This window comes from Sneathiella sp. HT1-7 (assembly GCF_020731145.1).
Lineage (GTDB): Bacteria > Pseudomonadota > Alphaproteobacteria > Sneathiellales > Sneathiellaceae > Sneathiella.
In genome coordinates this window covers 321,453-342,737 of record NZ_JAJFZN010000004.1, presented here as the reverse complement: position 1 = coordinate 342,737, position 21,285 = coordinate 321,453, and the positions used below count along the sequence as shown (strand labels likewise).

22 protein-coding genes and 2 tRNA genes are annotated in these 21,285 nt (G+C 52.5%); 9 read left to right on the top strand and 15 right to left on the bottom strand.

From position 1 onward, the window contains the following. From LKE13_RS15205 to LKE13_RS15180, 6 genes are all read right to left on the bottom strand, one after another. Positions 1-753 (bottom strand): ABC transporter ATP-binding protein, encoded by a 753-nt coding sequence (locus LKE13_RS15205; RefSeq protein ID WP_227952238.1) that lies wholly within the window; start codon positions 751-753, stop codon positions 1-3. Further along, the gene (locus tag LKE13_RS15200) at positions 750-1,742 is read right to left on the bottom strand and encodes a branched-chain amino acid ABC transporter permease (RefSeq protein ID WP_227952237.1); all 993 of its coding nucleotides are present in this window, start codon (positions 1,740-1,742) and stop codon (positions 750-752) included. Before LKE13_RS15200 ends, LKE13_RS15205 begins: the two co-directional genes overlap by 4 nt. Next, positions 1,739-2,668, bottom strand: coding sequence for a branched-chain amino acid ABC transporter permease (locus LKE13_RS15195; protein WP_227952236.1), 930 nt, complete (start codon positions 2,666-2,668; stop codon positions 1,739-1,741). The genes LKE13_RS15200 and LKE13_RS15195 overlap by 4 nt, the downstream gene beginning before the upstream one ends. A gap of 99 nt (positions 2,669-2,767) precedes the next feature. Continuing rightward, a complete protein-coding gene (locus LKE13_RS15190) occupies positions 2,768-3,904 on the bottom strand; it encodes an ABC transporter substrate-binding protein (RefSeq protein WP_415776546.1) in 1,137 nt (378 codons plus the stop codon). A gap of 173 nt (positions 3,905-4,077) precedes the next feature. Further along, the gene (locus LKE13_RS15185; RefSeq protein WP_227952234.1) at positions 4,078-4,320 is read right to left on the bottom strand and encodes an Lrp/AsnC ligand binding domain-containing protein; all 243 of its coding nucleotides are present in this window, start codon (positions 4,318-4,320) and stop codon (positions 4,078-4,080) included. Between the two features lie 134 nt (positions 4,321-4,454). Further along, positions 4,455-5,897 (bottom strand): DEAD/DEAH box helicase, encoded by a 1,443-nt coding sequence (locus LKE13_RS15180; protein WP_227952233.1) that lies wholly within the window; start codon positions 5,895-5,897, stop codon positions 4,455-4,457. Between the two features lie 246 nt (positions 5,898-6,143). Between LKE13_RS15180 and LKE13_RS15175 the strand changes: the two genes are divergently transcribed. Further along, entirely contained in the window at positions 6,144-6,851 is a 708-nt protein-coding gene (locus tag LKE13_RS15175; RefSeq protein ID WP_227952232.1) for an alpha/beta fold hydrolase, read from the top strand. A gap of 8 nt (positions 6,852-6,859) precedes the next feature. Here the strand turns inward: LKE13_RS15175 and parE are convergent, their stop codons facing one another. After that, positions 6,860-8,821, bottom strand: a complete 1,962-nt coding sequence (gene parE, locus LKE13_RS15170; protein ID WP_227952231.1) for a DNA topoisomerase IV subunit B — start codon at positions 8,819-8,821, stop codon at positions 6,860-6,862. Positions 8,822-8,938: 117 nt separating this feature from the next. On the opposite strand from parE, the gene LKE13_RS15165 reads away from it, so the two are divergent. Further along, complete coding sequence (locus tag LKE13_RS15165; RefSeq protein ID WP_227952230.1) at positions 8,939-9,313, top strand: acyl-CoA thioesterase; 375 nt, start codon at positions 8,939-8,941, stop codon at positions 9,311-9,313. Between the two features lie 83 nt (positions 9,314-9,396). Here the strand turns inward: LKE13_RS15165 and glnA are convergent, their stop codons facing one another. From glnA to LKE13_RS15140, 5 genes are all read right to left on the bottom strand, one after another. Continuing rightward, on the bottom strand, positions 9,397-10,803 hold the full coding sequence (glnA, locus tag LKE13_RS15160) for a type I glutamate--ammonia ligase (RefSeq protein ID WP_227952229.1): 1,407 nt from the start codon (positions 10,801-10,803) through the stop codon (positions 9,397-9,399). A gap of 68 nt (positions 10,804-10,871) precedes the next feature. Further along, positions 10,872-11,210 carry a P-II family nitrogen regulator gene (locus LKE13_RS15155; RefSeq protein WP_227952228.1) on the bottom strand — a complete coding sequence of 113 codons (339 nt, stop codon included), beginning with the start codon at positions 11,208-11,210 and terminating at the stop codon, positions 10,872-10,874. Between the two features lie 203 nt (positions 11,211-11,413). Beyond that, entirely contained in the window at positions 11,414-11,728 is a 315-nt protein-coding gene (locus LKE13_RS15150; protein WP_227952227.1) for a DUF3253 domain-containing protein, read from the bottom strand. A gap of 80 nt (positions 11,729-11,808) precedes the next feature. Further along, a complete protein-coding gene (locus LKE13_RS15145; protein ID WP_227952226.1) occupies positions 11,809-12,012 on the bottom strand; it encodes a SlyX family protein in 204 nt (67 codons plus the stop codon). Between the two features lie 7 nt (positions 12,013-12,019). Further along, complete coding sequence (locus tag LKE13_RS15140; protein WP_227952225.1) at positions 12,020-13,189, bottom strand: pyridoxal phosphate-dependent aminotransferase; 1,170 nt, start codon at positions 13,187-13,189, stop codon at positions 12,020-12,022. Positions 13,190-13,368: 179 nt separating this feature from the next. Here LKE13_RS15140 and LKE13_RS15135 point away from each other — a divergent pair, with 179 nt between their 5' ends. Together LKE13_RS15135 and LKE13_RS15130 are read left to right on the top strand one after the other, a co-directional pair. Then, the gene (locus tag LKE13_RS15135; protein WP_227952224.1) at positions 13,369-14,538 is read left to right on the top strand and encodes an aminotransferase; all 1,170 of its coding nucleotides are present in this window, start codon (positions 13,369-13,371) and stop codon (positions 14,536-14,538) included. Between the two features lie 50 nt (positions 14,539-14,588). Then, positions 14,589-14,665 (top strand) — tRNA-His (locus tag LKE13_RS15130). 50 nt (positions 14,666-14,715) lie between these two features. Here the strand turns inward: LKE13_RS15130 and LKE13_RS15125 are convergent. The 3 genes from LKE13_RS15125 to LKE13_RS15115 all read right to left on the bottom strand — a co-directional run bounded on the left by LKE13_RS15125 (position 14,716) and on the right by LKE13_RS15115 (position 16,048). Then, the gene (locus tag LKE13_RS15125) at positions 14,716-15,180 is read right to left on the bottom strand and encodes a carboxymuconolactone decarboxylase family protein (RefSeq protein ID WP_227952223.1); all 465 of its coding nucleotides are present in this window, start codon (positions 15,178-15,180) and stop codon (positions 14,716-14,718) included. Positions 15,181-15,200: 20 nt separating this feature from the next. Then, positions 15,201-15,707, bottom strand: coding sequence for an RrF2 family transcriptional regulator (locus LKE13_RS15120; protein ID WP_227952222.1), 507 nt, complete (start codon positions 15,705-15,707; stop codon positions 15,201-15,203). Between the two features lie 89 nt (positions 15,708-15,796). Beyond that, positions 15,797-16,048, bottom strand: coding sequence for a PGPGW domain-containing protein (locus LKE13_RS15115; RefSeq protein ID WP_227952221.1), 252 nt, complete (start codon positions 16,046-16,048; stop codon positions 15,797-15,799). Positions 16,049-16,159: 111 nt separating this feature from the next. On the opposite strand from LKE13_RS15115, the gene LKE13_RS15110 reads away from it, so the two are divergent. From LKE13_RS15110 to tig, 5 genes are all read left to right on the top strand, one after another. Then, positions 16,160-17,575, top strand: a complete 1,416-nt coding sequence (locus LKE13_RS15110) for an amidase (protein ID WP_227952220.1) — start codon at positions 16,160-16,162, stop codon at positions 17,573-17,575. 3 nt (positions 17,576-17,578) lie between these two features. Beyond that, positions 17,579-19,060: an NAD(P)H-hydrate dehydratase gene (locus LKE13_RS15105; protein ID WP_227952219.1), complete on the top strand. Its 1,482-nt coding sequence runs from the start codon at positions 17,579-17,581 to the stop codon at positions 19,058-19,060. 103 nt (positions 19,061-19,163) lie between these two features. Beyond that, the gene (locus LKE13_RS15100; protein ID WP_227952218.1) at positions 19,164-19,400 is read left to right on the top strand and encodes a hypothetical protein; all 237 of its coding nucleotides are present in this window, start codon (positions 19,164-19,166) and stop codon (positions 19,398-19,400) included. 253 nt (positions 19,401-19,653) lie between these two features. After that, positions 19,654-19,738, top strand: a tRNA-Leu gene (locus LKE13_RS15095). 93 nt (positions 19,739-19,831) lie between these two features. After that, on the top strand, positions 19,832-21,280 hold the full coding sequence (gene tig / locus LKE13_RS15090; protein WP_227952217.1) for a trigger factor: 1,449 nt from the start codon (positions 19,832-19,834) through the stop codon (positions 21,278-21,280). The last annotated feature ends 5 nt before the right edge of the window (positions 21,281-21,285 follow it).

Genomic DNA, 21,285 nt, shown 5'->3' with positions numbered 1-21,285 from the left:
TCAAGCTTCCTCCCCGAGATAGGCCTGACGAACCTCCTCATTATTGCGGATTTCATCGGGCGTTCCAGTGGCGACAGCGCGACCATAGACAAGCACGCTGATCCGGTCAGCCAGACTGAAGACGGCATCCATATCATGTTCGATCAAAAGGATTGTATAGTGCTGCTTCAACTCATTGAGTTGCTCGACTAGTTTTTCGCTATCCTCCCGGGACATGCCAGCCATGGGTTCATCTAGGAGGAGGAGTCTGGGCTTTGTGGCAAGCGCAACGGCAATTTCAAGCTGCCGTTGCTCCCCGTGACTGAGCGCGGCAGTGGCAGTATCCGCACGCTCTTCAAGACCCATCTGCCGCAGGATCGCGCGGGCTGGGTCGGTCAGCGTTGTGTCATCGTTAATTTTCTTCCAGAATCGAAACGAATGTCCGTTGTGGGCCTGTACGGCAAGACATACATTTTCCAGAACAGTAAAGTCCTGAAAAAGCGATGTAATCTGGAACGATCGGGCGATGCCAATGTGGGAGCGAGCGGGCTCTGACAGGCGCTTGATATTTTTCCCCGCAAAGGATACTAGGCCGCCATCCGATGGAATTTCTCCCGTGAGCTGCTTGATCAAAGTTGTTTTTCCGGCGCCGTTCGGGCCGATAATGGCGTGTAATTCCCCCTTCCGTACGGTCAAGGATAGATCGTCGGTGGCGAGAAGGCCATCATAGTGCTTTATCAGGTTATCGATAACTAAAAGATCCTGTGTGGTCATGGGCTCTTCCTCGCACCGGGGAGGAAACTATCCACCCCGTTTCGCGCATAAAGCACGACCAGGATAAGAAGGGGACCGAACAACAGCTGCCAGTATTCACCAACGCGGAGCCCGCCAATTGTAAGCGGGATGGAAGAGAGTAGTTCTTCCAGCATCAGGAAGGCGAGGGCGCCATAGAGAGGGCCAAACAGGCTCGCCATGCCGCCAAGGAGGATCATGATGATCAGATCGCCAGAGCGCGTCCAATGCATCACGTCCGGGCTGACGAAATCATTGAGGTTCGCCATAAGGAAGCCGGCGTATCCGGCAATCGCACCCGCAATGACGAAAGCCGTCAGGCGGTATTTATAGGGTGAAAATCCGATGGCGCGCATGCGGGCCTCGTTCGATTTACTCCCGCGGATAACATTGCCAAACGCAGAGCCGACCAGCCGGTGCATCAAATATAGCACCACCAGCAGGGAGAAAAAAATCAGGTAATAGAGGCTTTTTTCGTCGTTCAGATCGATCAGGCCCAGCATGTCACTGCGCGAATAGATGGACAGTCCGTCATCTGCTCCATAGGTTTCTACGCCAACAGCTGTAAAATAGAGCATCTGCGAAAAGGCCATCGTTATCATAATGAAATAGACACCTCGGGTACGGAGACTGATTGCGCCGATAATGAGCGCAATGAATGCTGTGCCAAAAATCGCTAAGATTAATTGTATATATCCGTTTAGCATCCAGTCGATGCCATCCTCGAATGCGTGAAAGGCGCCAATGCCGACCACATAGGCGCCAACACCGATAAAGGCGGCGTGACCAAAGCTCACCATACCACCATAGCCGATCAACAGGTTGAGGCTGAGAGCCGCAATTGCGAGGATGAGGATACGGGCAACCAATCCTGTGTAAAAACTGTCACCGGCCCAATCGGTCAGAAAGGGCAGGAGGGCGAGGATAACAAGCAGGGCGGCATTTATCATCTGGCGGGGAGTTAAACTCATCTACCAACTCCTTTTGGCGGGAACAGCCCCTGCGGTTTGATCGCGAGGACTAGCGCCATCAATAGATAAATCATCATTGAGGAGATTGCAGGAGCCGCAGTCGCTGCCGTCTGGGAGGGGAGTACCAAATCCAGTAATTCGGGCAGGAAAGACCGGCCGACCGTATCGATCAACCCAATCAGGATGGCCGCGATAAAGGCGCCCTTGATGGAGCCGATGCCCCCAATCACGATGACAACGAGTGTCAGGATCAGGATGCTTTCTCCCATGCCGATCTCAACCGAGAGAATAGGTCCGGCCATTAGTCCTGCGAGGCCCGCAAGTGCGGCACCGAGGCCGAAGACAAGGGTGAAGAGAAGTCGGATATTAATTCCCAGGGCGCCGATCATGTCCCGATTGCTCGCGCCTGCGCGGATCAGCATACCGAGTTTTGTTCGTGAGACGATGAGATATAACAGTCCGGCAACAAGAAATCCGACGAGAATAATCGCAAGGCGGAAGGCGGGGTAGGGGGCGCCGGGTATAATTTCCACCGTCTGATTCAGAAATTCCGGTAGGGGAATAACCAGTCCGATCGGACCCCAGATTAAGCGCGTCGCCTCATTGAAGAACAAGATCAAGCCGAAGGTCGCCATCACCTGATCCAGATGATCCCGGGCATATAGCGTTCGAAGAGCGACCATTTCGACGACCACGCCAAGAAGAAAGACAGCAGGCAGGGTGAGCAGGGCGCCGATCAGGAAGGACCCGGTCCAACCTGTGAAGGTTGCACAAAAATACGCCCCCATCATATAAAGCGAGCCATGGGCAAGGTTCACCATATCCATGATACCGAAGACGAGTGTCAGCCCCGCCGCCAGCAAAAAGAGAAGCAGGCCAAGCTGGAATCCGTTTAGTATCTGTTCCAGCAGTAATAACCAGTTCATCGATACGCCTTACCGTGAAATCTCATGTTGGATGTGAAAAAAGTGCGTAGCCTTGTCCGACTTACGCACCTTTTCCAGTCTTGTGAAATGCAAGAAGAATTACTTCATTTTGCATTCTTTGGCATATGTATCCTGATGATCTTCATAGACGGTGGAGACAATCTTTGTGGTGTACTGTCCTTTGTCATCCTTGACGACCTGCCGCAGGTAGAAATTCTGGATCGGGTGGTTATTGTTTCCGAACTTCAGCTTGCCACGAACACTTTCAAAATCAGCGGCTTTCATAGCGGCTCGAACGGCATCACGGTCGCTCAAATCGCCCTTGACCTTTTCAACCGCGCTATTGATCAGCATGATCGAGTCATAGGATTGCGCGGCGTAGTGGCTCGGGTAGTGGCCGTATTTGGCCGTAAAGTCGCCGACAAACCGTTTGTTACCTGGCGTGTCCAGGTCTGGTGACCAGAACATCGTCATCAAGCTGCCTTCGGCTTGTTCACCCACTCGGGGCAAACTGATGGAGTCGATGGTGAAGGTGGTATAGAGCGGGACGGAGGATGCAAGGTCAGCCTGCGCATACTGTGCCATGAACTGGGCGCCATGCTTGCCCGGATAGAAAACAAAAAGCGCATCTGGTTTGGCGGCGCGGACCTTGGCGAGTTCTGCAGAGAAGTCGAGCTGCGCCGGGAATTTCGTCATATCCTTGCCGACGATCTCCCCCTTGAAGGTGCGTTCAACGCCGGTCACCATATTTTTGCCCGCAGCGTAGTTCGGCGCCATAATATAGAGTTTCTTGATGCCGCGCTGGTTCAGGACTTCGCCCATAGCCATGGGAGTCTGGTCATTTTGCCAGGACGTTGAGAAGAAGTTTTCGTGGCAGAGCTTGCCAGCGAGTGCGCTTGGTCCTGCGTTGGAACTGATCAGGAAGGTCCCACTGTTGACGGCACTCTTGTAGGACGCCATTAGAACATGGCTCCAGATGTAGCCAGCTATAAAGTCGACCTTGTCTTTCTTGACAAGTTTATCGGTCTTTTGCTTTCCGATTTCCGGCTTGAAGCCATCATCCTCATAAATGATCTCAATGTCTCGACCGGCCATTTTGCCGCCAAGATGAATGACGGCGAGATCCACAGCCTCGCGCATATCCTTACCGATAGCGCCGGCACCGGTGGTCAAGGTGGTCACAAAGCCGATTTTTACGGCGTCTGCGGCGTTGGCCATGGCTGGCGCTGCCAGCATGGCAGCGGCAGAAACCAAGCTGATAAATTTCTTGTTCACAATGAAGTCTCCCTGTTTTGTCTCAGAAACGGGTATCCCGTTCCACTCCCTAAAGCGATCCTTAGATTAAGTAATTTTATAGCGGGCGCAAAGGAAATGTTTTCTGGCACCGTACCTTAGGTGTTATGCGGTGGTTAGCTGAACGCCTTGAATGTGATCATGGTGAAAGTATCTTTTATGCCAGGAAGGGTCTGAATCTGCTCATTGACGAAATGCCCGATGTCCTGATCATCATCAAGATAGCATTTCATCATCAAGTCATATTGGCCCGAAATGGAGTAGACTTCCGAGACATGCTCCACATTTTCGATGGCTTTTGCGGCGACATCATATGCTTTTCCGAGGTCGCATTTCACCATGATAAATATTGTTTTCAAGAAACGTCACCTTTCCCGCAGCGTCGCAACTGCACATGTTCTGGCATGTAGTATTTTTAGAATACTACAAACTCCACGGATAGATGGAAACAAAAAAGGCTTCCATATTCAGGAAGCCTGTTGTGAGGGGTAAGTTATTTCTGCGCGGTCTTCCGCAGCGGAATTTTAAAGAATGCCGGAATATTATCCCCGAGCCCGACGACAGGCGGATCCTGGTCGTCATTCGCCTGCCGTGACCGGCGGGGCGGCTTCTTGTCTTTAGTTTTCTCTTCCGTAGCGTCGGCGTTGCGTGCCTCTGATTTTTTAGAGGGTGCCTTGTCGTCATCACGAGGGGCGCTTTTGCGGGAAGACTTGGCCGGAGGAGCATCGTCATTTGCGCGCCGACGGCCTTTTTTTGCATCACGGCCCGATCCTTTTTCACGTTCCGCGATTACGGCGCCTTCTTCCGCGATTTGATCCATACCATCAATTGACAGAATTGGAATATCCCGGCCAACCAGTTTTTGGATTCCATCCAGATATTTTGTTTCGCTTTTCGTGACGATTGTGTAGGCGTGGCCTTCTTGTCCGGCACGACCCGTCCGGCCAATCCGGTGAATATAGTCTTCTGCATGAGTCGGCACATCAAAGTTAAACACATGACTGACCGAGCTGACGTCGATACCGCGGGCGGCAACGTCGGAACATACGAGCAATTTAATCTCGCCGGCCTTGAATTTATCAAGAGTTTCCATGCGATGACTCTGGCTCATATCGCCATGTAAAGCGCCGGCATTAAAGCCATGCTTCATGAGTGAACCCAGAAGGATATCAACATCTTTCTTGCGATTGCAGAAGATAAAAGCTGTCTTCACTTCTTCTTTCTCAAGCAGTTTGCGAAGTGCAGGGCGTTTTTCAGCCCGTTTGACTATAACCAGCCCTTGCGTCACCGTTGCTGCGGTTGACGTTGGTAGAGATACAGCTACTTCTTTCGGGTTCAGAAGGAATTTGTCGGCGAGTTTTCGCATGTCCTTCGACATGGTCGCCGAGAAAAAGAGAGTCTGACGAAGTGGTGGTAGGAGAGAGACAATCCGTTCGACGTCCGGAATAAAGCCCATATCCATCATCCGGTCGGCTTCGTCGATCACCAGTGTTTTTACGCCGTTCAGAAGAACTTTCCCGCGTTCCACATGATCGAGGAGGCGACCCGGCGTTGCAATCAAGACATCAACGCCTTTGTCGAGTTTGGCGTCTTGATCCGCGAACGACATGCCGCCGATCAGAAGTGCCATGGAGAGCTTGCTGTATTTGCCGTAAGTTTCAAAGTTATCCGCAACCTGTGCGGCCAGTTCGCGCGTGGGTTCCAGGATCAGGGAACGCGGCATTCGCGCTTTCGCCTGACCGGAAGCGAGGATATCAATCATCGGTAGGGTGAAACTCGCGGTCTTGCCAGTACCCGTTTGTGCCGTGCCCAGAACATCACGCCCCATCAATACATAGGGAATGGCTTTTTCCTGAATAGGCGTCGGGCTTTCATAACCGGTTTCCTCAACCGCTTTTAACACTTCGGGGCTAAGGCCGAGATCTGCAAATTTCATATAAAGAGAACTACCGTTCGTAAAAAAAATAAAATCATCTTAAAACTGTGCGCAATCTAGTGAATTAGCACATTCTGTCAAATGTTTCCTGCAATTTGCCCAGTAAAACCGGGGTTACGGCAAGAGTATTACACTAATTTTGCTGTAATTTAAAGTTAACGGTTCTCAAGCCGAAATCCAATCTGTAAAAGAAAGACTAAGCCAAGAACCAAAATCTTCAAACAAAATATAACAAAGCACATAAAAATGACAGAAAAACATTCACTTGTTCTTGTTCCGGGTTTGTTGTGCACTGCCGATTTGTGGCGTGATCAAATAGTTGACCTCTCTGATATCGCAGATATTACCGTTGGAGATCATACGCAAGACGATAATATGCCGGCGATTGCCGAGCGTATATTGGCAAATGCTCCCGAAAGATTTGCGCTCGCTGGGCTGTCGATGGGTGGATATATCGTATTGGAAATTATGCGTCAGGCGCCGGAGCGGGTGACGCATCTGGCCGTTATGGATTCGCGCGCTGTTGCCGATACACCCGAGGATCGTCAGAAGAGGATTGATTTCATGAAGCTGGTAGAGCAGGGATCAGCGTTTAAAGGCGTGACCCGCAGCTTGCTACCCATTTTGATACATGAATCGCGCCTAAAGGATGAAGACCTTATCAATCGTATTTTCAAGATGGCAGAAGATGTGGGAAAGGAGGCCTTCCTTCGGCAGGAACGCGCTCTGCTTGACCGTGCTGTGCTGACCGATATGCTGAAGACTATTACCTGCCCGACTTTGGTGTTGGCCGGTGCGGATGACAAGTTAATCCCGGCGAAAATCCAGCGGGAAATGGCCGTTGAAATCCCGAATGCGCAATATGTAGAAATTCCGAATTGTGGTCATTTGCCGACGATGGAGGAGCCGGAGATTACCAGCAAATATATGCGACATTGGCTCGCGCGAACGTAATCCGTCATCTAGACGTCCAGATCCTCGACATAACGGGCGTTTTCCTGAATGAATGAGAATCGGAGTTCCGGCCGCTTGCCCATCAGGCTTTCGACCCGATCCGCAGTTTCGCCAAATTCCTCCATCGGGACGTCGACTTTGAGAAGGACCCGATTTGCCGGGTTCATGGTTGTCTCCTTTAACTGCGCGGGGGGCATCTCGCCAAGGCCCTTAAATCGGCTAATGTCAACTTTGCCGCGGCCATTGAATTCCGTTTCCATCAGTTTGTCTTTATGGGTGTCATCCATTGCGTAAAAGGTTTTTCCGCCCTGTGAGAGACGGTAGAGCGGCGGTTGCGCCAGGTAGAGATGCCCATCAGTAATGAGTTGGCGCATTTCGCGATAGAAGAATGTCATAAGGAGGGAGGCGATATGGGCCCCGTCAACATCGGCATCGGTCATGATAATGACTTTGTCATAGCGCAGGTCTTCGCTTCTGTATTTGTCGCGGAGGCCGCAGCCGAGCGCCTGCTCCAGGTCCCGTAATTCCAGATTGGCTTTGATCTTGTCATTGGTGGCAGAGGCAACATTTAGGATTTTGCCGCGGAGCGGCAGAATAGCCTGTGTCTTACGGTCACGTCCCTGCTTGGCGGAACCACCAGCGCTATCGCCCTCAACGATGAAAATTTCCGTGCCGTCGCGGCCACTCTTGCTGCAATCAGCGAGCTTGCCGGGCAGGCGCAGGCGGCTGGTCGCGGTCTTTCGGCTTGTTTCCTTTTCCTGCCGCCGACGGAGTCGTTCTTCGGATTTCTCGATCACCCAGGCGAGCAGATTGTTCGCCTGGTCCGGCGCGGCCGCCAGCCAGTTATCGAAGTGATCCTTGATGGCGAGGTCAACGAGGCGGCTTGCCTCCGTGGTGGTCAGTTTTTCCTTCGTCTGTCCCTGAAACTGCGGGTCTGGAATAAAGACGGAGAGCACAGCCGCCGCACCGGAGAGAATATCTTCCGCCGTGACCTGCGCCGCTTTCTTGTTGTTGATCAGCTCCCCATAGGCCTTGAGTCCCCGCAGAAGTGCTCCGCGAAAACCGAGTTCATGAGTGCCGCCTTCCGGTGTCGGCACAGTATTACAATAGGAATTCAGAAAGGTCATGTTCGTTAGTGGCCAGGCAATCGCCCATTCAACGCGGCCCCGATCATTGTCCAACTCCACGCGTCCAGCGAAAGGTTCCGGCGTTACGGATTTGATACCGTCGAGGGAGGCATTCAGAAAATCGCGCAAACCTCCCGGAAAGTGCAGGGTTGCCTCGGCCGGTGTCTCATCCTTGATCAGTTCCTCGGCGCATTTCCAGCGAATTTCAACGCCGCGAAACAGATAGGCCTTCGAGCGAACCAGCTTATAAAGCTTCGCCGGGCGAAGGGCCGTGCCGGCTTCGAATATCTCCGGGTCGGGGTGAAACTGGACGGAGGTGCCCCTCCGGTTTGGAGCGGCGCCAACTTTCTCAAGAGCAGAAACTGGAAGGCCTTTTGAGAATTCCTGCCGCCAGAGTTCCTTATCGCGGGCAACTTCCACCGTCATGCGGTCAGAGAGAGCGTTCACAACGGAAATACCAACACCATGCAAGCCACCGGCGGTGTGATAGACTTTATTGGAGAATTTACCGCCTGAATGGAGGGTCGTCAGAATGACTTCCAGCGCGGACTTATCCTTGAATTTTGGATGCCGATCAATCGGTATGCCCCGGCCATTATCGCGAATGCCAAGCGAACCGTCAGCAAAGAGCTCGACCTCGATACGGGTTGCATGACCCGCGACGGCCTCATCCATTGAATTATCCAGAACCTCGGCCGCGAGATGATGGCGTGCGCGCTCGTCCGTGCCGCCGATATACATGCCCGGACGTAGCCGAACAGGTTCAAGGCCTTCAAGGACCTCGATATCTTTAGCGGAATAATCTGCACTTTCGGATTTAGGTTGCTGAAAAAGATCGGACATTAAGGCAATTCACTGACTGTTTTTGACTGGTTGCGGTGATTAAAATATGTTCGCCCCGCGGGCTGAATCTGTATAGGTTATACTCTTAATTTACAGTGATAAGGAAGCCTAAAGATCATGACTACCGAATTCCGTGACCCCGTTATCCGTACAGCACCAATGCCCAGCGATTGCAACAACAATGGCGATATTTTTGGTGGGTGGGTATTGTCGCAAATGGATATGGCGGGTGGCATTCTCGCCGCGCGGCGGGCAAATGGGCGCACAGTTACTGTTGCTGTCGAGGCGATGACGTTCCATCAGCCTATCAAGGTCGGTGATGTTGTCAGCATCTATGGCGAGATTGAGCGGGTAGGACGGACGTCCGTTGCGGTGAAGCTGACAACTATTGTCACACGTAAACTGGACCCTAAAGAGATTAAGGTGACCGAGGGCACCTATATATTCGTAGCTATCGATGACAACGGAAAACCAAGGCTGGTTGACGGGTAGTCATTCTCGATTGACATAGTTACCGTGCCAATAAAAAAGGCTGCCAGTTTCCCGGCAGCCTTTTTCTTAGATCGATTTGGCGCTTAGACGCTGTAGTACATTTCGAATTCGACCGGGTGCGGTGCATGTTCGAACCTGAACACATCTTCCCATTTCATTGCGATATAACCGTCGAGCATATCGTCGGTGAAAACACCACCTTTTTTCAGGAATTCACGGTCCGCATCAAGAGCTTCAAGGGCTTCGCGGAGGGAACCTGATACCGTTGGAATATCTTTAAGTTCTTCAGGTGGCAGATCATAAAGATCCTTGTCCATGGCATCGCCCGGGTGGATCTTGTTCTGAATGCCGTCAAGGCCAGCCATCATCATTGCGGCAAAGGCAAGATACGGGTTCGCCGTGCAATCTGGGAAGCGAACTTCAACACGCTTGCCGTTCGGGCTCGGAGAGTAAGGAATACGGCAAGACGCAGAGCGGTTGCGCGCAGAGTATGCAAGCAGGACCGGAGCCTCAAAGCCCGGAATCAGGCGCTTGTAGGAGTTGGTGCTTGCATTTGTGAAGGCATTGATTGCCTTTGCATGCTTGATCACGCCGCCAATGTAGAAAAGCGCAGTCTCGGAGAGGTCCGCATAGCCGGAACCCGCGAAGGTAGGCTTGCCGTCTTTCCAGATCGACATATGCGTATGCATGCCCGAACCATTGTCGCCGGATACCGGCTTAGGCATAAAGGTGACTGTCTTGCCATAGGCATGGGCGACGTTGTGAACGACATATTTCTGCTTCTGCATTTCATCAGCCGCAGCGACAAGCGTTGTGAATTTCATGCCAAGTTCATGCTGGCTCGGGGCCACTTCATGATGGTGTTTTTCAACGGAAAGGCCCATTTCCTTGCAGACTTCAACCATTTCACTGCGGATATCGGCGCCACTATCGACAGGCTGTACAGGAAAATAGCCGCCTTTAACACCCGGACGATGACCACTGTTGCCACCTTCGATTTCTTCACCAGACATGAACGGTGCTTCAACATCGCTCAGCTTGTAGAATGTGTGATGGCTGGTGTTTGCGAAGCGAACATCATCAAACATGAAGAATTCTGCTTCAGGACCAAAATAGGCAGTATCGCCAATCCCGGTGCTGCCAAGATAGGCTTCGGCACGTTTTGCAACGGAACGTGGGTCACGCTCGTAGCCCTCGCCGGAAAGCGGATCGTGAATATCACAAAATACGACCAGAGTGGGGCGTGCAGCAAAGGGATCCATAACTGCAGATGTCGGGTCGGGCATCAGTGTCATGTCGGATTCGTTAATGGCTTTCCAGCCGGTGATGGATGAGCCGTCAAACATCACACCATCTTCGAACATGTCTTCGTCGACGACATCTACATGCATGGCAAGATGCTGCCATTTACCTTTCGGGTCTGTAAAACGAAGGTCTACATATTCGACTTCATTTTCCTTGATCATTTTAAGAATTTCAGCAGCCATCATAACGTCTCTCTGTTTAGCTTAAGGGGATAGATTATTGGCACTGCCCGTTCATCGGGGAGCGCTTAAATTTAGATCGCTTCGGGGCCTGTTTCGCCCGTCCGGATACGAATTACTTCTTCCACAGTGGAGACAAATATCTTTCCGTCTCCGATCCGTCCGGTTCTTGCGGCCTGTTGAATGGCTTCCAGAGCTCGCTCAACCAGCGAATCTTCCAGCACAATCTCGATTTTCACCTTCGGCAGAAAATCCACTACATACTCGGCGCCACGATAAAGCTCAGTATGGCCTTTCTGTCGGCCAAAGCCTTTGGCTTCGGTAACGGTAATGCCCTGAAGCCCGACTTCGTGAAGAGCCTCCTTCACTTCGTCAAGTTTGAACGGTTTAATTATCGCTTCAATTTTTTTCATATGGCAGGTCTCATACTAAATAGGACGTCATATCGTCCGAGGAGTGTCTCTACTCATTCTATAGCATGAGGCGTGCCAGAATTGGGAAGATAAATTGCCGCACCGGAGAGTCCCAATAAACTGCGATTTTTTTTAAAACTGCGTCACTTGACGAAAGAGTGATCAAAAATTAGGCGATTAAAAATTAGGCAAATGACTATTTATTAATCACCGGAAACCTTGCGTAGTTTATACAGGCCCTTGAAGTCGTTTGGGTCGGCAATTTTGCCTTTACGGATAATATGCAGGCGACCGTCGCGCGCGAGATGAATGGCCTGCTGTCGGACGGCAGTCATATATTTTCTCCAGGCGTCCTTCGGTGAGGACGACTTCAGGCGATCACCGGCAATGGCCTGGGCAATTTCCTGGGGCGCGATGTCACCGCCGGATGCAACCGCGTCAAGGATATAGTCCACCACTGGATCATCCTCTATTTCAGGTTTGTCGGCATTGTCAGCTTTGTTTGTGTCGTCGGTCATTTCGGCTCCCAGGTTTCCGGAAAAGGCGGTTCTATATATGCAGCGGTATAAATGCAAGGATTCTGCGGATCGTTGCCCCTTTAGTAATGCGGTGGTTTTTCATTCGCCGGGGCGTCGGGCGCGGCGTCTTCAAGGGTGACGATTCGATCATGCGCATGTATCAATTTGCGCTTGAGCTGTTCAATCTCCTGCCACTGGCGATTGACGATATCGCTCAGCTCACTGATCGCCTGTTCCTGCTCCATGAATTTGATCTCGAGGTCGGTGAGGCGGTTGTCTTCCATCACTTAATCACAGCCCTTTCAGAAATTCATCGAAACGATCCATGGCGCGCTCGATATTCTCGATCGAGTTGGCATAGGAAAACCGCACATATCCCTCACCATAGGCACCGAAACTGGTGCCGGCGATGACGGCCACGCCTTTCTCAGCGAGAAGCCTGTCCTGCATGTCCTTGGCGGAGAGGCTCGTCCCGGAAATATTCGGGAAGGCATAGAACGCACCCTTTGGCATTACGCAGCTGACTCCCGGCGCGGCATTCAGGCGTTCGTGAATGAGTTTGCGGCGGGCATCGAACGCCTCCATCATCATATCGACGGGCCCTTGATCGCCTTTCAATGCCTCTATCCCGGCAAATTGCGCTGCAGCATTGACGCAAGAATGAAAATTCACGCAGAGGCGTTGCGCGTGGGGGACAAGTTTTTCCGGCCAAAGGCCCCATCCCATGCGCCAGCCTGTCATGGCGTAGGTTTTCGACCAGCCATCCAGAATGATCAGTCTGTCCCGCAACTCCGGGAAGTTCAACATGCTGCAATGACCTTCGCCGTCATAGGTCATCCGGCTGTATATTTCATCTGACAGAATGTAGACATCGGGAAATTTTTCGAGTCCCGCCGCGAGTTTTTCAAGCTCCGCCGCGGGGACAATACCGCCAGTCGGGTTGGCAGGCGTATTCAGGATAATCAATCGCGTCCGGTTTGTTATCTGCGCAAGGACTTTGTCTGCATCGAAGGAAAAGCCGTTTTCTTCGATCAGGGGGATGGGAACGGGCGTCGCGCCGGTATAACGGATCATGCTTTCATAGATTGGAAAGCCGGGATTGGGATACATGATCTCCGCGCCGTTTTCGCCAAACATCTCAATTGCGAAGGCCATGGTTACCTTGCCGCCCGGCACGACGATAATATGATCTGGATTAACCTCTACATCGCGATATTTTTTGATGTCTTCCGCAACAGCGTCGCGAAGTTCCGGGATGCCGTTCGCCGCTGTATATCCGTGCGCACCGCTTCGAAGGGCGGAAATCGCCGCTTCAACAATATTGTCCGGCGTTGGGAAATCCGGCTGGCCAATGCCGAGATTGATTACATCCATACCGTCTGCCGCCAATGCATTGGCCCGGGCCAGCACATCAAAGGCGGTTTCCGTTCCAAGGCGGGACATCTTTGCTGAAATACTCATTTACTTGCCCTTTGGTTCCTCTCATTTTGCCCAAAGATATGCCGCGCTTTCGGGACCGGGGCAAGGAAAGAATCCGTCCGCATAGTCGTGCCTGTGCAATGTTGGAATGGTTTCGCTTGATATTCGCAGGTGTCCGGGCGTAATTTGTGCCCGCATTAAAAATCTGACAGGGATCGCACGTGAAAAATACCAGTAATGTTCTCGCCGGCTTCGGAACCACCATCTTTGAAGTCATGTCCAAGCTTGCTATCGAGCATGAAGCGATCAATCTCGGGCAGGGGTTCCCGGATGAGGATGGTCCCGCCGACATACGCGCCGTCGCTGCCCGAGAGGGGGAAGAGGGGCCAAACCAGTATCCGCCGATGATGGGCGTGCCCGAACTTCGTCAGGCTGTCGCAGCACATGACAGCCGCTTCTACGGCCTGAGCGTTAACTGGCAGACAGATGTTCTGGTCACATCCGGCGCGACAGAATCCCTCGCGGCGAGCATGCTGGGCCTGATCAATCCGGGAGATGAGGTGGTCTTGTTTGAGCCGCTTTATGATTGCTATCTACCCATGATCAAACTGGCGGGTGGCATTCCGAAGTTTGTGCGCCTCGACCCGCCGAACTGGGAGATTGATGAGAGCAAGCTCCGGGCCGCGTTCAGTGACAAGACCAAGCTGATCCTGATGAACAGCCCAATGAACCCGACAGGCAAGGTCTTTTCGCGCGAGGAGTTGGAACTGATCGCGGAATTGGCCATCAAGCATGACACCTACGCCATCTGCGATGAGGTCTATGAGCATATTGTCTTCGGGGACAAGAAGCATCTCTCGCTCCTGACCTTGCCGGGAATGGGGGAGCGGACGGCGCGCATTGCCTCGGCGGGCAAGACATTCTCGCTGACCGGTTGGAAGGTGGGCTATCTTACGGCCACAGCAGAGCTGACGGCGCGCATCGCCAAGGCGCATCAGTTTCTCACCTTCACGACGGCGCCGAACCTGCAAAAGGCGGTGGCCTATGGGCTTGCGAAAGAGGATGTCTTCTATGACGAGTTGAAAAGTTCCATGCAGGCGAAGCGTGACCGGTTCCGCGATGGCTTGCAGCGCATCGGCTTTAAGACAGCGGACTGTGATGGCACTTATTTCATTAATGCGGATATCAGCTCCATCGGCTTTGAGGGCACGGATGAGGAATTCTGCCGCCTGATCACGACCGAGGCCGGGGTGGCCGCCGTTCCGTTCAGCGCCTTTTACCAGTCCGAGGGCGCGCGTGACAATTTTGCTCGCTTCTGCTTTTGCAAAAGGGACGAAGTGCTTGATGCGGCAATTGAAAAATTGCAGGATTTTTTTGGGAAAAGAGACTAAAGTTTTCTTGACCGGCGCTGACAGGATCGCTAAACAGGGCCGCTCTTACGGCGAACGTAGCTCAGTTGGTTAGAGCGCCTGACTGTGACTCAGGAGGTCGGGGGTTCAAGACCCCTCGTTCGCCCCAAATTCCAAAGCCCCGAAGTCGCACGATTTCGGGGCTTTTTTATTTCTAGTTTACGATGCTTTTCTCACTTCATCGATCGGATGTTGGGAGCGGAAGCCGACGGCGAGACGGTTCCAGACGTTGATTAGGCTGATCGCGACCGTCAGGTCCATGATTTCCTTTTCGGTGAAATGATCTTTAAGTGGTTCATAGGCCTCGCTTGGCGCACCGCTGTCGGCCACATTAGTTAAGGCCTCGGTCCATTCAAGTACGGCGCGTTCCCGCTCATCGAAGACGGGGGATTCACGCCAGACACTGACCAGGTTAATCCACTGCTCGCTGAGGCCGCTGTGCCTTGCTTCCTTTGAATGCATATCCACACAGTAGGCGCAGCCGTTAATCTGTGATGCCCGTAGTTTAAGGAGATGAATAAGATGCCGGTCGAGGCCAGATTCATTAACTACAAAATTTTCAAGCCCAAGCACTGCCTGCAGGGCGGCGGGGGAAGCTTTGGTAAAATCTAATCTCGCTTGCATGACATTCTCCTTCTTTTGGTTTAGCTGTTGGTCGTCGAATTGCGCTCATGAAGGGCAAGAAACTGGCAGCCCCGTTTCATGGTCGACCCGTCATCCGTTGCGGTCAGGTCTGTAATAAGGTCGGCAATGCTGACTTTGCGAAGTTCCGCGCGATAGGCCTGTTCCGCGCGCAACATCGCCGCATTGATTCCGCAGGGTTTAGTGTATTTGCTTTTCGGCAGGGGATTGGGGCCGCGCTGACGTATTTCCTGACAGCGAAAGGCCGGCTCGGAGCCCTCAACGGCAAGGACTATATCGAGAAGAGAAATTTCATCCGGTGTGCGGGCAAGTCGATAGCCACCCTTCGGCCCCGGCACTGTTTTCAGGATACCCCGGCCGGAGAGCGCCTGAAGATGCTTTAACAGATAGCTTGTGGAGACACCGTGAAATTCCGCCAGCGCGGCGGCAGACAGGACGCCATCCCCGGAAAGTCCGCACAGCATGGTAACGCTGTGAATCGCCTGTTCTATGCCTGCACTCAGTTTCATTACGGCTCCTTGTATATCATAGATAAAATATATCCATGATTAAATTGATGTCAATATGAGAAATTGAACGTTCTTAAACTGGGCGTTATTCAGTCGCCGTTTTTGGAATTGTTTCTTTTCGAGGAAGAACGGGTTCTCTGCCGCTTTCCCATCCAAACCTGCAGCTTTCGGCGCCATCGACGGGCGAAGGCATAATCGACAGAGAGAACGAGAAGGCCGAGCGGGATCATCCAAAACCCGAGAACAGGTAGAAATCCCAGAATGCCACCAATAACAAGTGACCAACCGACGAAGAACCGTCCGATTTTGGTTTTGGGATTTTGGAAAATCTGTTTGGGCATTCCAGATCATATGGCGGCAAAATTACGCGGCGTCAAGGAATGGTGGTTGCCTGATTTCTCGTGAACGCCTAATCTTTTTTAAAGTGTGGTAATAAATATAACGAGGGCGGTATGAGCAACGATTTGGCCTATGCAACGGCGACAGAACTACTTGATGGTTATCGGGATGGATCGATCTCCCCGGTTGAGGCGACGCAGGCGGCGCTCAATCAGATAGAGAAGTATAACGGCGCGCTGAATGCCTTCGTTCTGGTGGATGAGGATTATGCGCTGGCCCGGGCACGCGAGTCGGAAGTGCGCTGGCGGGCAGGGACGCCAATGGGGCTTATCGATGGCGTGCCGACAACGATCAAGGATATCTTGCTGACCGAAGGCTGGCCGACTTTACGTGGATCTTTAAGTGTAGACGCCGCTGGCCCCTGGGATGACGATGCGCCTTGTACTGCACGCCTGAAAGAGAATGGTGCGGTAATTCTGGGCAAGACAACAACGCCGGAGTTTGGCTGGAAAGGGGTGACGGACAGCCCCCGAACCGGCATCACGCGCAACCCCTGGAACAAGGAAATGACCCCCGGCGGATCCAGTGGCGGGGCATCGGCGGCCTGCGCGGCGGGAATGGGCGTTTTCCATGTGGGAACGGATGGTGGCGGTTCAATTCGTATTCCGGCATCTTTCACCGGTATATTTGGGATCAAGGCAAGCTATGGCAGGGTGCCAGCCTGGCCACTCTCTCCCTTTGGGACAGTTGCACATGTTGGCCCAATGACTCGTAACGTCCGGGACGGGGCAATGATGCTTCAGGTTTTGACCCAGCCGGATGTGCGCGACTGGACGGCTCTGCCGCCGGTCGATACGGATTATCTTGCCGGTTTGTCGGCATCGATCAAGGGTAAGAAGATTGCCTATAGCCCGACACTCGGCTATGCGAAAGTGCATCCGGAAGTAGCTGCTGCGGTCAAGAGTGCTGCGACTCTTTTTGAAGAGCTTGGTGCGATTGTGGAAGAAGTCGATCCGGGATTTGAAAACCCGTTACCGATATTCAATACGCTCTGGTGGTCCGGCGCGGCCTTTGCGCTCCGTAATCTGGATGACAAGCAACTGAATGAGCTTGATCCGGGTCTACGCACCGTGGTGGAGGCGGGTGCGAAAATTACCCTCACCGATTATCTGGAAGCGAACCAGGCGCGTGGCGACCTTGGTATAAAGATGCGGAAATTCCACGAAACCTATGATTTTCTGATTACCCCGTCGCTGTCCATTCCGGCGTTTGAGGCAGGCAAGCTCGCGCCGAAAGAACTCGCTGCCGTTGGAGCCTGGGTAGATTGGACGCCGTTCTCCTATCCGTTCAACCTGACGCAGCAGCCAGCTTGTTCAGTCAATTGTGGATTCTCCAGCGATGGCCTGCCGATCGGATTACAAATTGTCGGACGCATGCAGGATGATCTTTCGGTCCTTAATGCCGCTTTTGCCTTCGAGCAGGTCTCTCCTGTCGTTGGCGCGCGCCCTGATCTTGAGAAACTACTCTAGGTCATGTCATTACCGTCGGAACTTCTTAATGTCTCGGAAATGTATCAGGCGGATCGTCTTGCCATGGAAGGCGGTGTGGCCGGTACGACTTTGATGGAGGCGGCCGGGCAAGGCATTGCAGACCTGATCCTTGGTAACTGGCCGATGGGTCGGTGCCTTGTTATCTGCGGGCCCGGCAATAATGGCGGCGATGGATATGTTGTTGCCCGGCATTTGCAGAATGCGGGCTGGGAGGTCGCCCTCGCGTCCCTAGTCGATCCTCAAATCCTGACTGGCGATGCGGCTGTGATGCGCGACAAATGGAATGGCGATGTTTTGGCCTGGCATGAGGTGACACTTGATAATTTAAATCTTGTCGTCGACGCGGTGTTTGGTGCCGGGTTTTCAAGGTTTCTGGATAGTGATATCTCGGCGCTGTTATCCCGCGTAAAAAAAGCAGGAATTCCAGTTGTGGCCGTTGATATGCCGAGTGGCGTCAACGGGGATACAGGCGCTGTTGACGCGAATGCTATTCCGGCCGTGATGACGGTGACTTTCTTTCGCGCGAAGCCCGGTCATTTTCTTTATCCTGGTCGAACATACTGTGGCGATCTGAGGGTAATCGATATCGGGATCGCTGCCGATTACCTTGAAGAAATAGATCCGGAGACGCATTTGAACGGTCCTGATCTCTGGCGGGATGACTTACCCTTTCTCACTCCGGAAATGCAGAAGTACAGCCGGGGGCACGCCGCAATAATCGGCGGAGGCGTATCTTCAACCGGGGCGGCCCGGCTCGCGGCGCGTGCGGCTTTGCGCGCAGGTGCCGGTGCAACCACAGTTGTTAGCCCACCCTCTGCGTTGATGGTCTACGCCGCTGCGCTGGAGGCTGTGATGATCACATCTATCCGGGAGGAGGACGAGTTCGCTGACTGGCTTCGGTCGCGCCGCATCGGAACAGTGCTGATCGGGCCGGGTAACGGTGTCACCGACCGGACGCGTGAATTTACGCGCCTCGCTCTGGAAAGCACTGCGAATGTCGTGATTGATGCCGATGCCTTGACGGTCTTCCGGGATGATCCTGATACTCTCTTTTCTTTGACAAAAGACAAGGAGGAGGGGGAAGTTGTGTTGACGCCCCATGAAGCGGAGTTCGAGCGGATATTCTCTTTCGCAGGCTCCAAGCTGGAACGCGCGCGTGCGGCGGCGGCACTCTCCGGGGCGATTGTTCTCTTAAAGGGGGCGGATACAGTGATTTCAACGGCGGATGGAAAAGCCGTTATCAACTATAATGCGCCTCCTTTTCTTGCAACAGCGGGATCTGGTGATGTGCTCGGCGGTCTGATTGTGGGGCTATTCTCTGGCGGAATGACGGCTTTTTCGGCGGCGGCCACAGCAGCTTGGATACATGGCACCGCGGGAGATAGGCTAGGCCCTGGCCTGATTTCCGAGGATATTGAAAGTGTCATTCCGGAAATTCTGGCTGGTCTTATAAGTGGATCCTGAATAATCCGTAAAAATCGACGTATTTTTCAACAGTTTTTTTACGATTTGCCCTTATTAAGGGAAGAGTACTAGAAAAATTAGACAAAATTGTTGGGTGACAAATATGTTTTTTAAGAAGCAAAGTTTACGGGACCGGATCGCCTCGGGTGACATTTTTTACCGCCGCATGATGTTGAGCCTGCGAGAACAGGCGAGAGTCCTCCGTGTTGAGGATGACGATCAGGGCATTCCACATGTACATTATGAGAAGACGGTTCTTCGCACCGGCTATCAGGAACATTCCGGTACAAATGTCCTTGCGTTGGCGATTTTCGAGCGGGACTTTCAGGAAGCTCAATAATTCGATTTTTAAGCATGCTTATTACGGCTCGTGTTAAATAACGACCTGTTGTATCTGCACATATTCTGGTTGCCTCTTCGCCGACATCCTTGCCAGATATACCCAACAAATCCCGATGAGGCCGGTTCTTTTTACTTTTCTCGCGCTTTATCGGTAATTCCCCTAGTCAATCCCAGAAATCATATGCTATAGACAGCCGCTCCCGTTTGGAGCGTCTGCATTTCTATGTGGATGCCGCGGGTGAAAAAATGATGCGGGTGTGGCGGAATTGGTAGACGCGCTGGTTTTAGGTACCAGTTTCTTATGAAGTGGGGGTTCGATTCCCTTCACCCGCACCAATATACTGAATGAAGCTTTCGAGCTGGCGCTTTTCGTCACGAAATGGGACGGGATGCGTTTATTGCTAAATAAATGATGACGGACGATCGTTCATGCAAATTACACAGACTAACTCTGACGGACTAAAGCGGGATTTCACAGTTGTTGTTGAGGCAGCGGAAATCGATACGAGAGTGACGGAAAGGCTGACGACTGTTGGCGCAGAAGTCAAACTTCCGGGGTTCCGCCCGGGTAAAGTGCCGATGTCGATCTTGCGTCAGCGCTTTGGCAAATCCGTCATGGGCGAAGTGCTCGAACAGACCGTCAATGAAATGAGCCAGAAGGCGCTTGATGATAATGAGCTGCGCCCGGCCCAGCAGCCGAAAATTGAAATCACGAAATTCGATGAAGGTACGGACCTTGAGTTCACTCTCGAAGTAGAGATCATGCCCGATTTCAAGCCGATGGATTTTTCCAAGCTAAAGCTTGAGAAGCCGGTTGCCGATGTCGAGGACGAGAAAGTTGATGAGGCGCTGAAGGAAATTGCCGGACAACAAAAGAACTTTGTTGCCGTTTCCAAAAACCGCAAATCGAAAGAGGGCGACGCGCTCTTGATTGATTTCCTTGGTAAGGTCGACGGAGAAGCTTTTGAAGGTGGCGCTGCCGAACGGCATCAGCTGGAGCTTGGCTCTAACAGCTTTATTCCAGGCTTTGAAGAACAGCTTATCGGCGCCAAGGGCGGCGATGACCTTGATGTAAAAGTCACTTTCCCGGAAAACTACGGCGCAGAACACCTTGCCGGTAAAGATGCCGTGTTTGAAGTGAAAGTTCACGAGGTGCAGGAAGCAGCCGACGTCGAGATTAATGACGAGTTTGCCAAAAAGCTTGGCCTTGATGATCTGAATGCCCTGAAAGAGGCCGTACGCGGACAGATTTCGCAGCAGTATTCTCAGATGTCTCGTCAGTTGCTGAAGCGCAGCATGCTGGACGCGATGGCAGAAGCTCATGATTTCGACGTACCACCCGGCATGATGCAGGGGGAGTTCGACAGCATCTGGCAGCAGTTTGAGCAGGAGCTGGAGCAGTCCGGTCAGAAACTTGAAGATCAGGACAAGTCTGAAGAGGAATTGCGCGCTGAGTATAATGACATTGCGGAACGTCGTGTCCGTCTTGGCCTGTTGCTTGCGGAAGTTGGTCGGATTAACAACATTGAGGTTTCTCAGGAAGAGGTCAACCAGGCCATGGTTGCGCAGGCGCGTAACTATCCCGGTCAGGAACAGATGATTTTCGAAATGTTCCAGAAGCGCCCTGAAATGCAGGCACAGCTCCGCGCCCCGATCTTTGAGGATAAAGTCATCGACTTCATTTCCGAACTTGCGACGATTACGGAAAAGAAAGTCTCGGTTGACGACCTGATGAAGGATCCGGACGAGGAAGAGGCAGCCAAGTCTAAGAAGAAGCCAGCCGCCAAGAAGGCTGCGCCGAAAAAGGCAGCTCCAAAAAAGGCAACTCCGAAGAAAACCGCCGCGAAAAAGCCGGCAGCCAAGAAAGCGGCTGAATAAAATAG

Excerpts from the sequence above, each read along its gene's own strand:
- LKE13_RS15205 (WP_227952238.1), bottom strand. The coding sequence starts at position 753 with ATGACCACACAGGATCTTTTAGTTATCGATAACCTGATAAAGCACTAT.
- LKE13_RS15200 (WP_227952237.1), bottom strand. The coding sequence starts at position 1,742 with ATGAGTTTAACTCCCCGCCAGATGATAAATGCCGCCCTGCTTGTTATC.
- LKE13_RS15195 (WP_227952236.1), bottom strand. The coding sequence starts at position 2,668 with ATGAACTGGTTATTACTGCTGGAACAGATACTAAACGGATTCCAGCTT.
- LKE13_RS15190 (WP_415776546.1), bottom strand. The coding sequence starts at position 3,904 with ATGCTGGCAGCGCCAGCCATGGCCAACGCCGCAGACGCCGTAAAAATC.
- LKE13_RS15180 (WP_227952233.1), bottom strand. The coding sequence starts at position 5,897 with ATGAAATTTGCAGATCTCGGCCTTAGCCCCGAAGTGTTAAAAGCGGTT.
- LKE13_RS15175 (WP_227952232.1), top strand. The coding sequence starts at position 6,144 with ATGACAGAAAAACATTCACTTGTTCTTGTTCCGGGTTTGTTGTGCACT.
- parE (WP_227952231.1), bottom strand. The coding sequence starts at position 8,821 with ATGTCCGATCTTTTTCAGCAACCTAAATCCGAAAGTGCAGATTATTCC.
- LKE13_RS15165 (WP_227952230.1), top strand. The coding sequence starts at position 8,939 with ATGACTACCGAATTCCGTGACCCCGTTATCCGTACAGCACCAATGCCC.
- glnA (WP_227952229.1), bottom strand. The coding sequence starts at position 10,803 with ATGATGGCTGCTGAAATTCTTAAAATGATCAAGGAAAATGAAGTCGAA.
- LKE13_RS15155 (WP_227952228.1), bottom strand. The coding sequence starts at position 11,210 with ATGAAAAAAATTGAAGCGATAATTAAACCGTTCAAACTTGACGAAGTG.
- LKE13_RS15150 (WP_227952227.1), bottom strand. The coding sequence starts at position 11,728 with ATGACCGACGACACAAACAAAGCTGACAATGCCGACAAACCTGAAATA.
- LKE13_RS15145 (WP_227952226.1), bottom strand. The coding sequence starts at position 12,012 with ATGGAAGACAACCGCCTCACCGACCTCGAGATCAAATTCATGGAGCAG.
- LKE13_RS15140 (WP_227952225.1), bottom strand. The coding sequence starts at position 13,189 with ATGAGTATTTCAGCAAAGATGTCCCGCCTTGGAACGGAAACCGCCTTT.
- LKE13_RS15125 (WP_227952223.1), bottom strand. The coding sequence starts at position 15,180 with ATGCAAGCGAGATTAGATTTTACCAAAGCTTCCCCCGCCGCCCTGCAG.
- LKE13_RS15120 (WP_227952222.1), bottom strand. The coding sequence starts at position 15,707 with ATGAAACTGAGTGCAGGCATAGAACAGGCGATTCACAGCGTTACCATG.
- LKE13_RS15115 (WP_227952221.1), bottom strand. The coding sequence starts at position 16,048 with ATGCCCAAACAGATTTTCCAAAATCCCAAAACCAAAATCGGACGGTTC.
- LKE13_RS15110 (WP_227952220.1), top strand. The coding sequence starts at position 16,160 with ATGAGCAACGATTTGGCCTATGCAACGGCGACAGAACTACTTGATGGT.
- LKE13_RS15105 (WP_227952219.1), top strand. The coding sequence starts at position 17,579 with ATGTCATTACCGTCGGAACTTCTTAATGTCTCGGAAATGTATCAGGCG.
- LKE13_RS15100 (WP_227952218.1), top strand. The coding sequence starts at position 19,164 with ATGTTTTTTAAGAAGCAAAGTTTACGGGACCGGATCGCCTCGGGTGAC.
- tig (WP_227952217.1), top strand. The coding sequence starts at position 19,832 with ATGCAAATTACACAGACTAACTCTGACGGACTAAAGCGGGATTTCACA.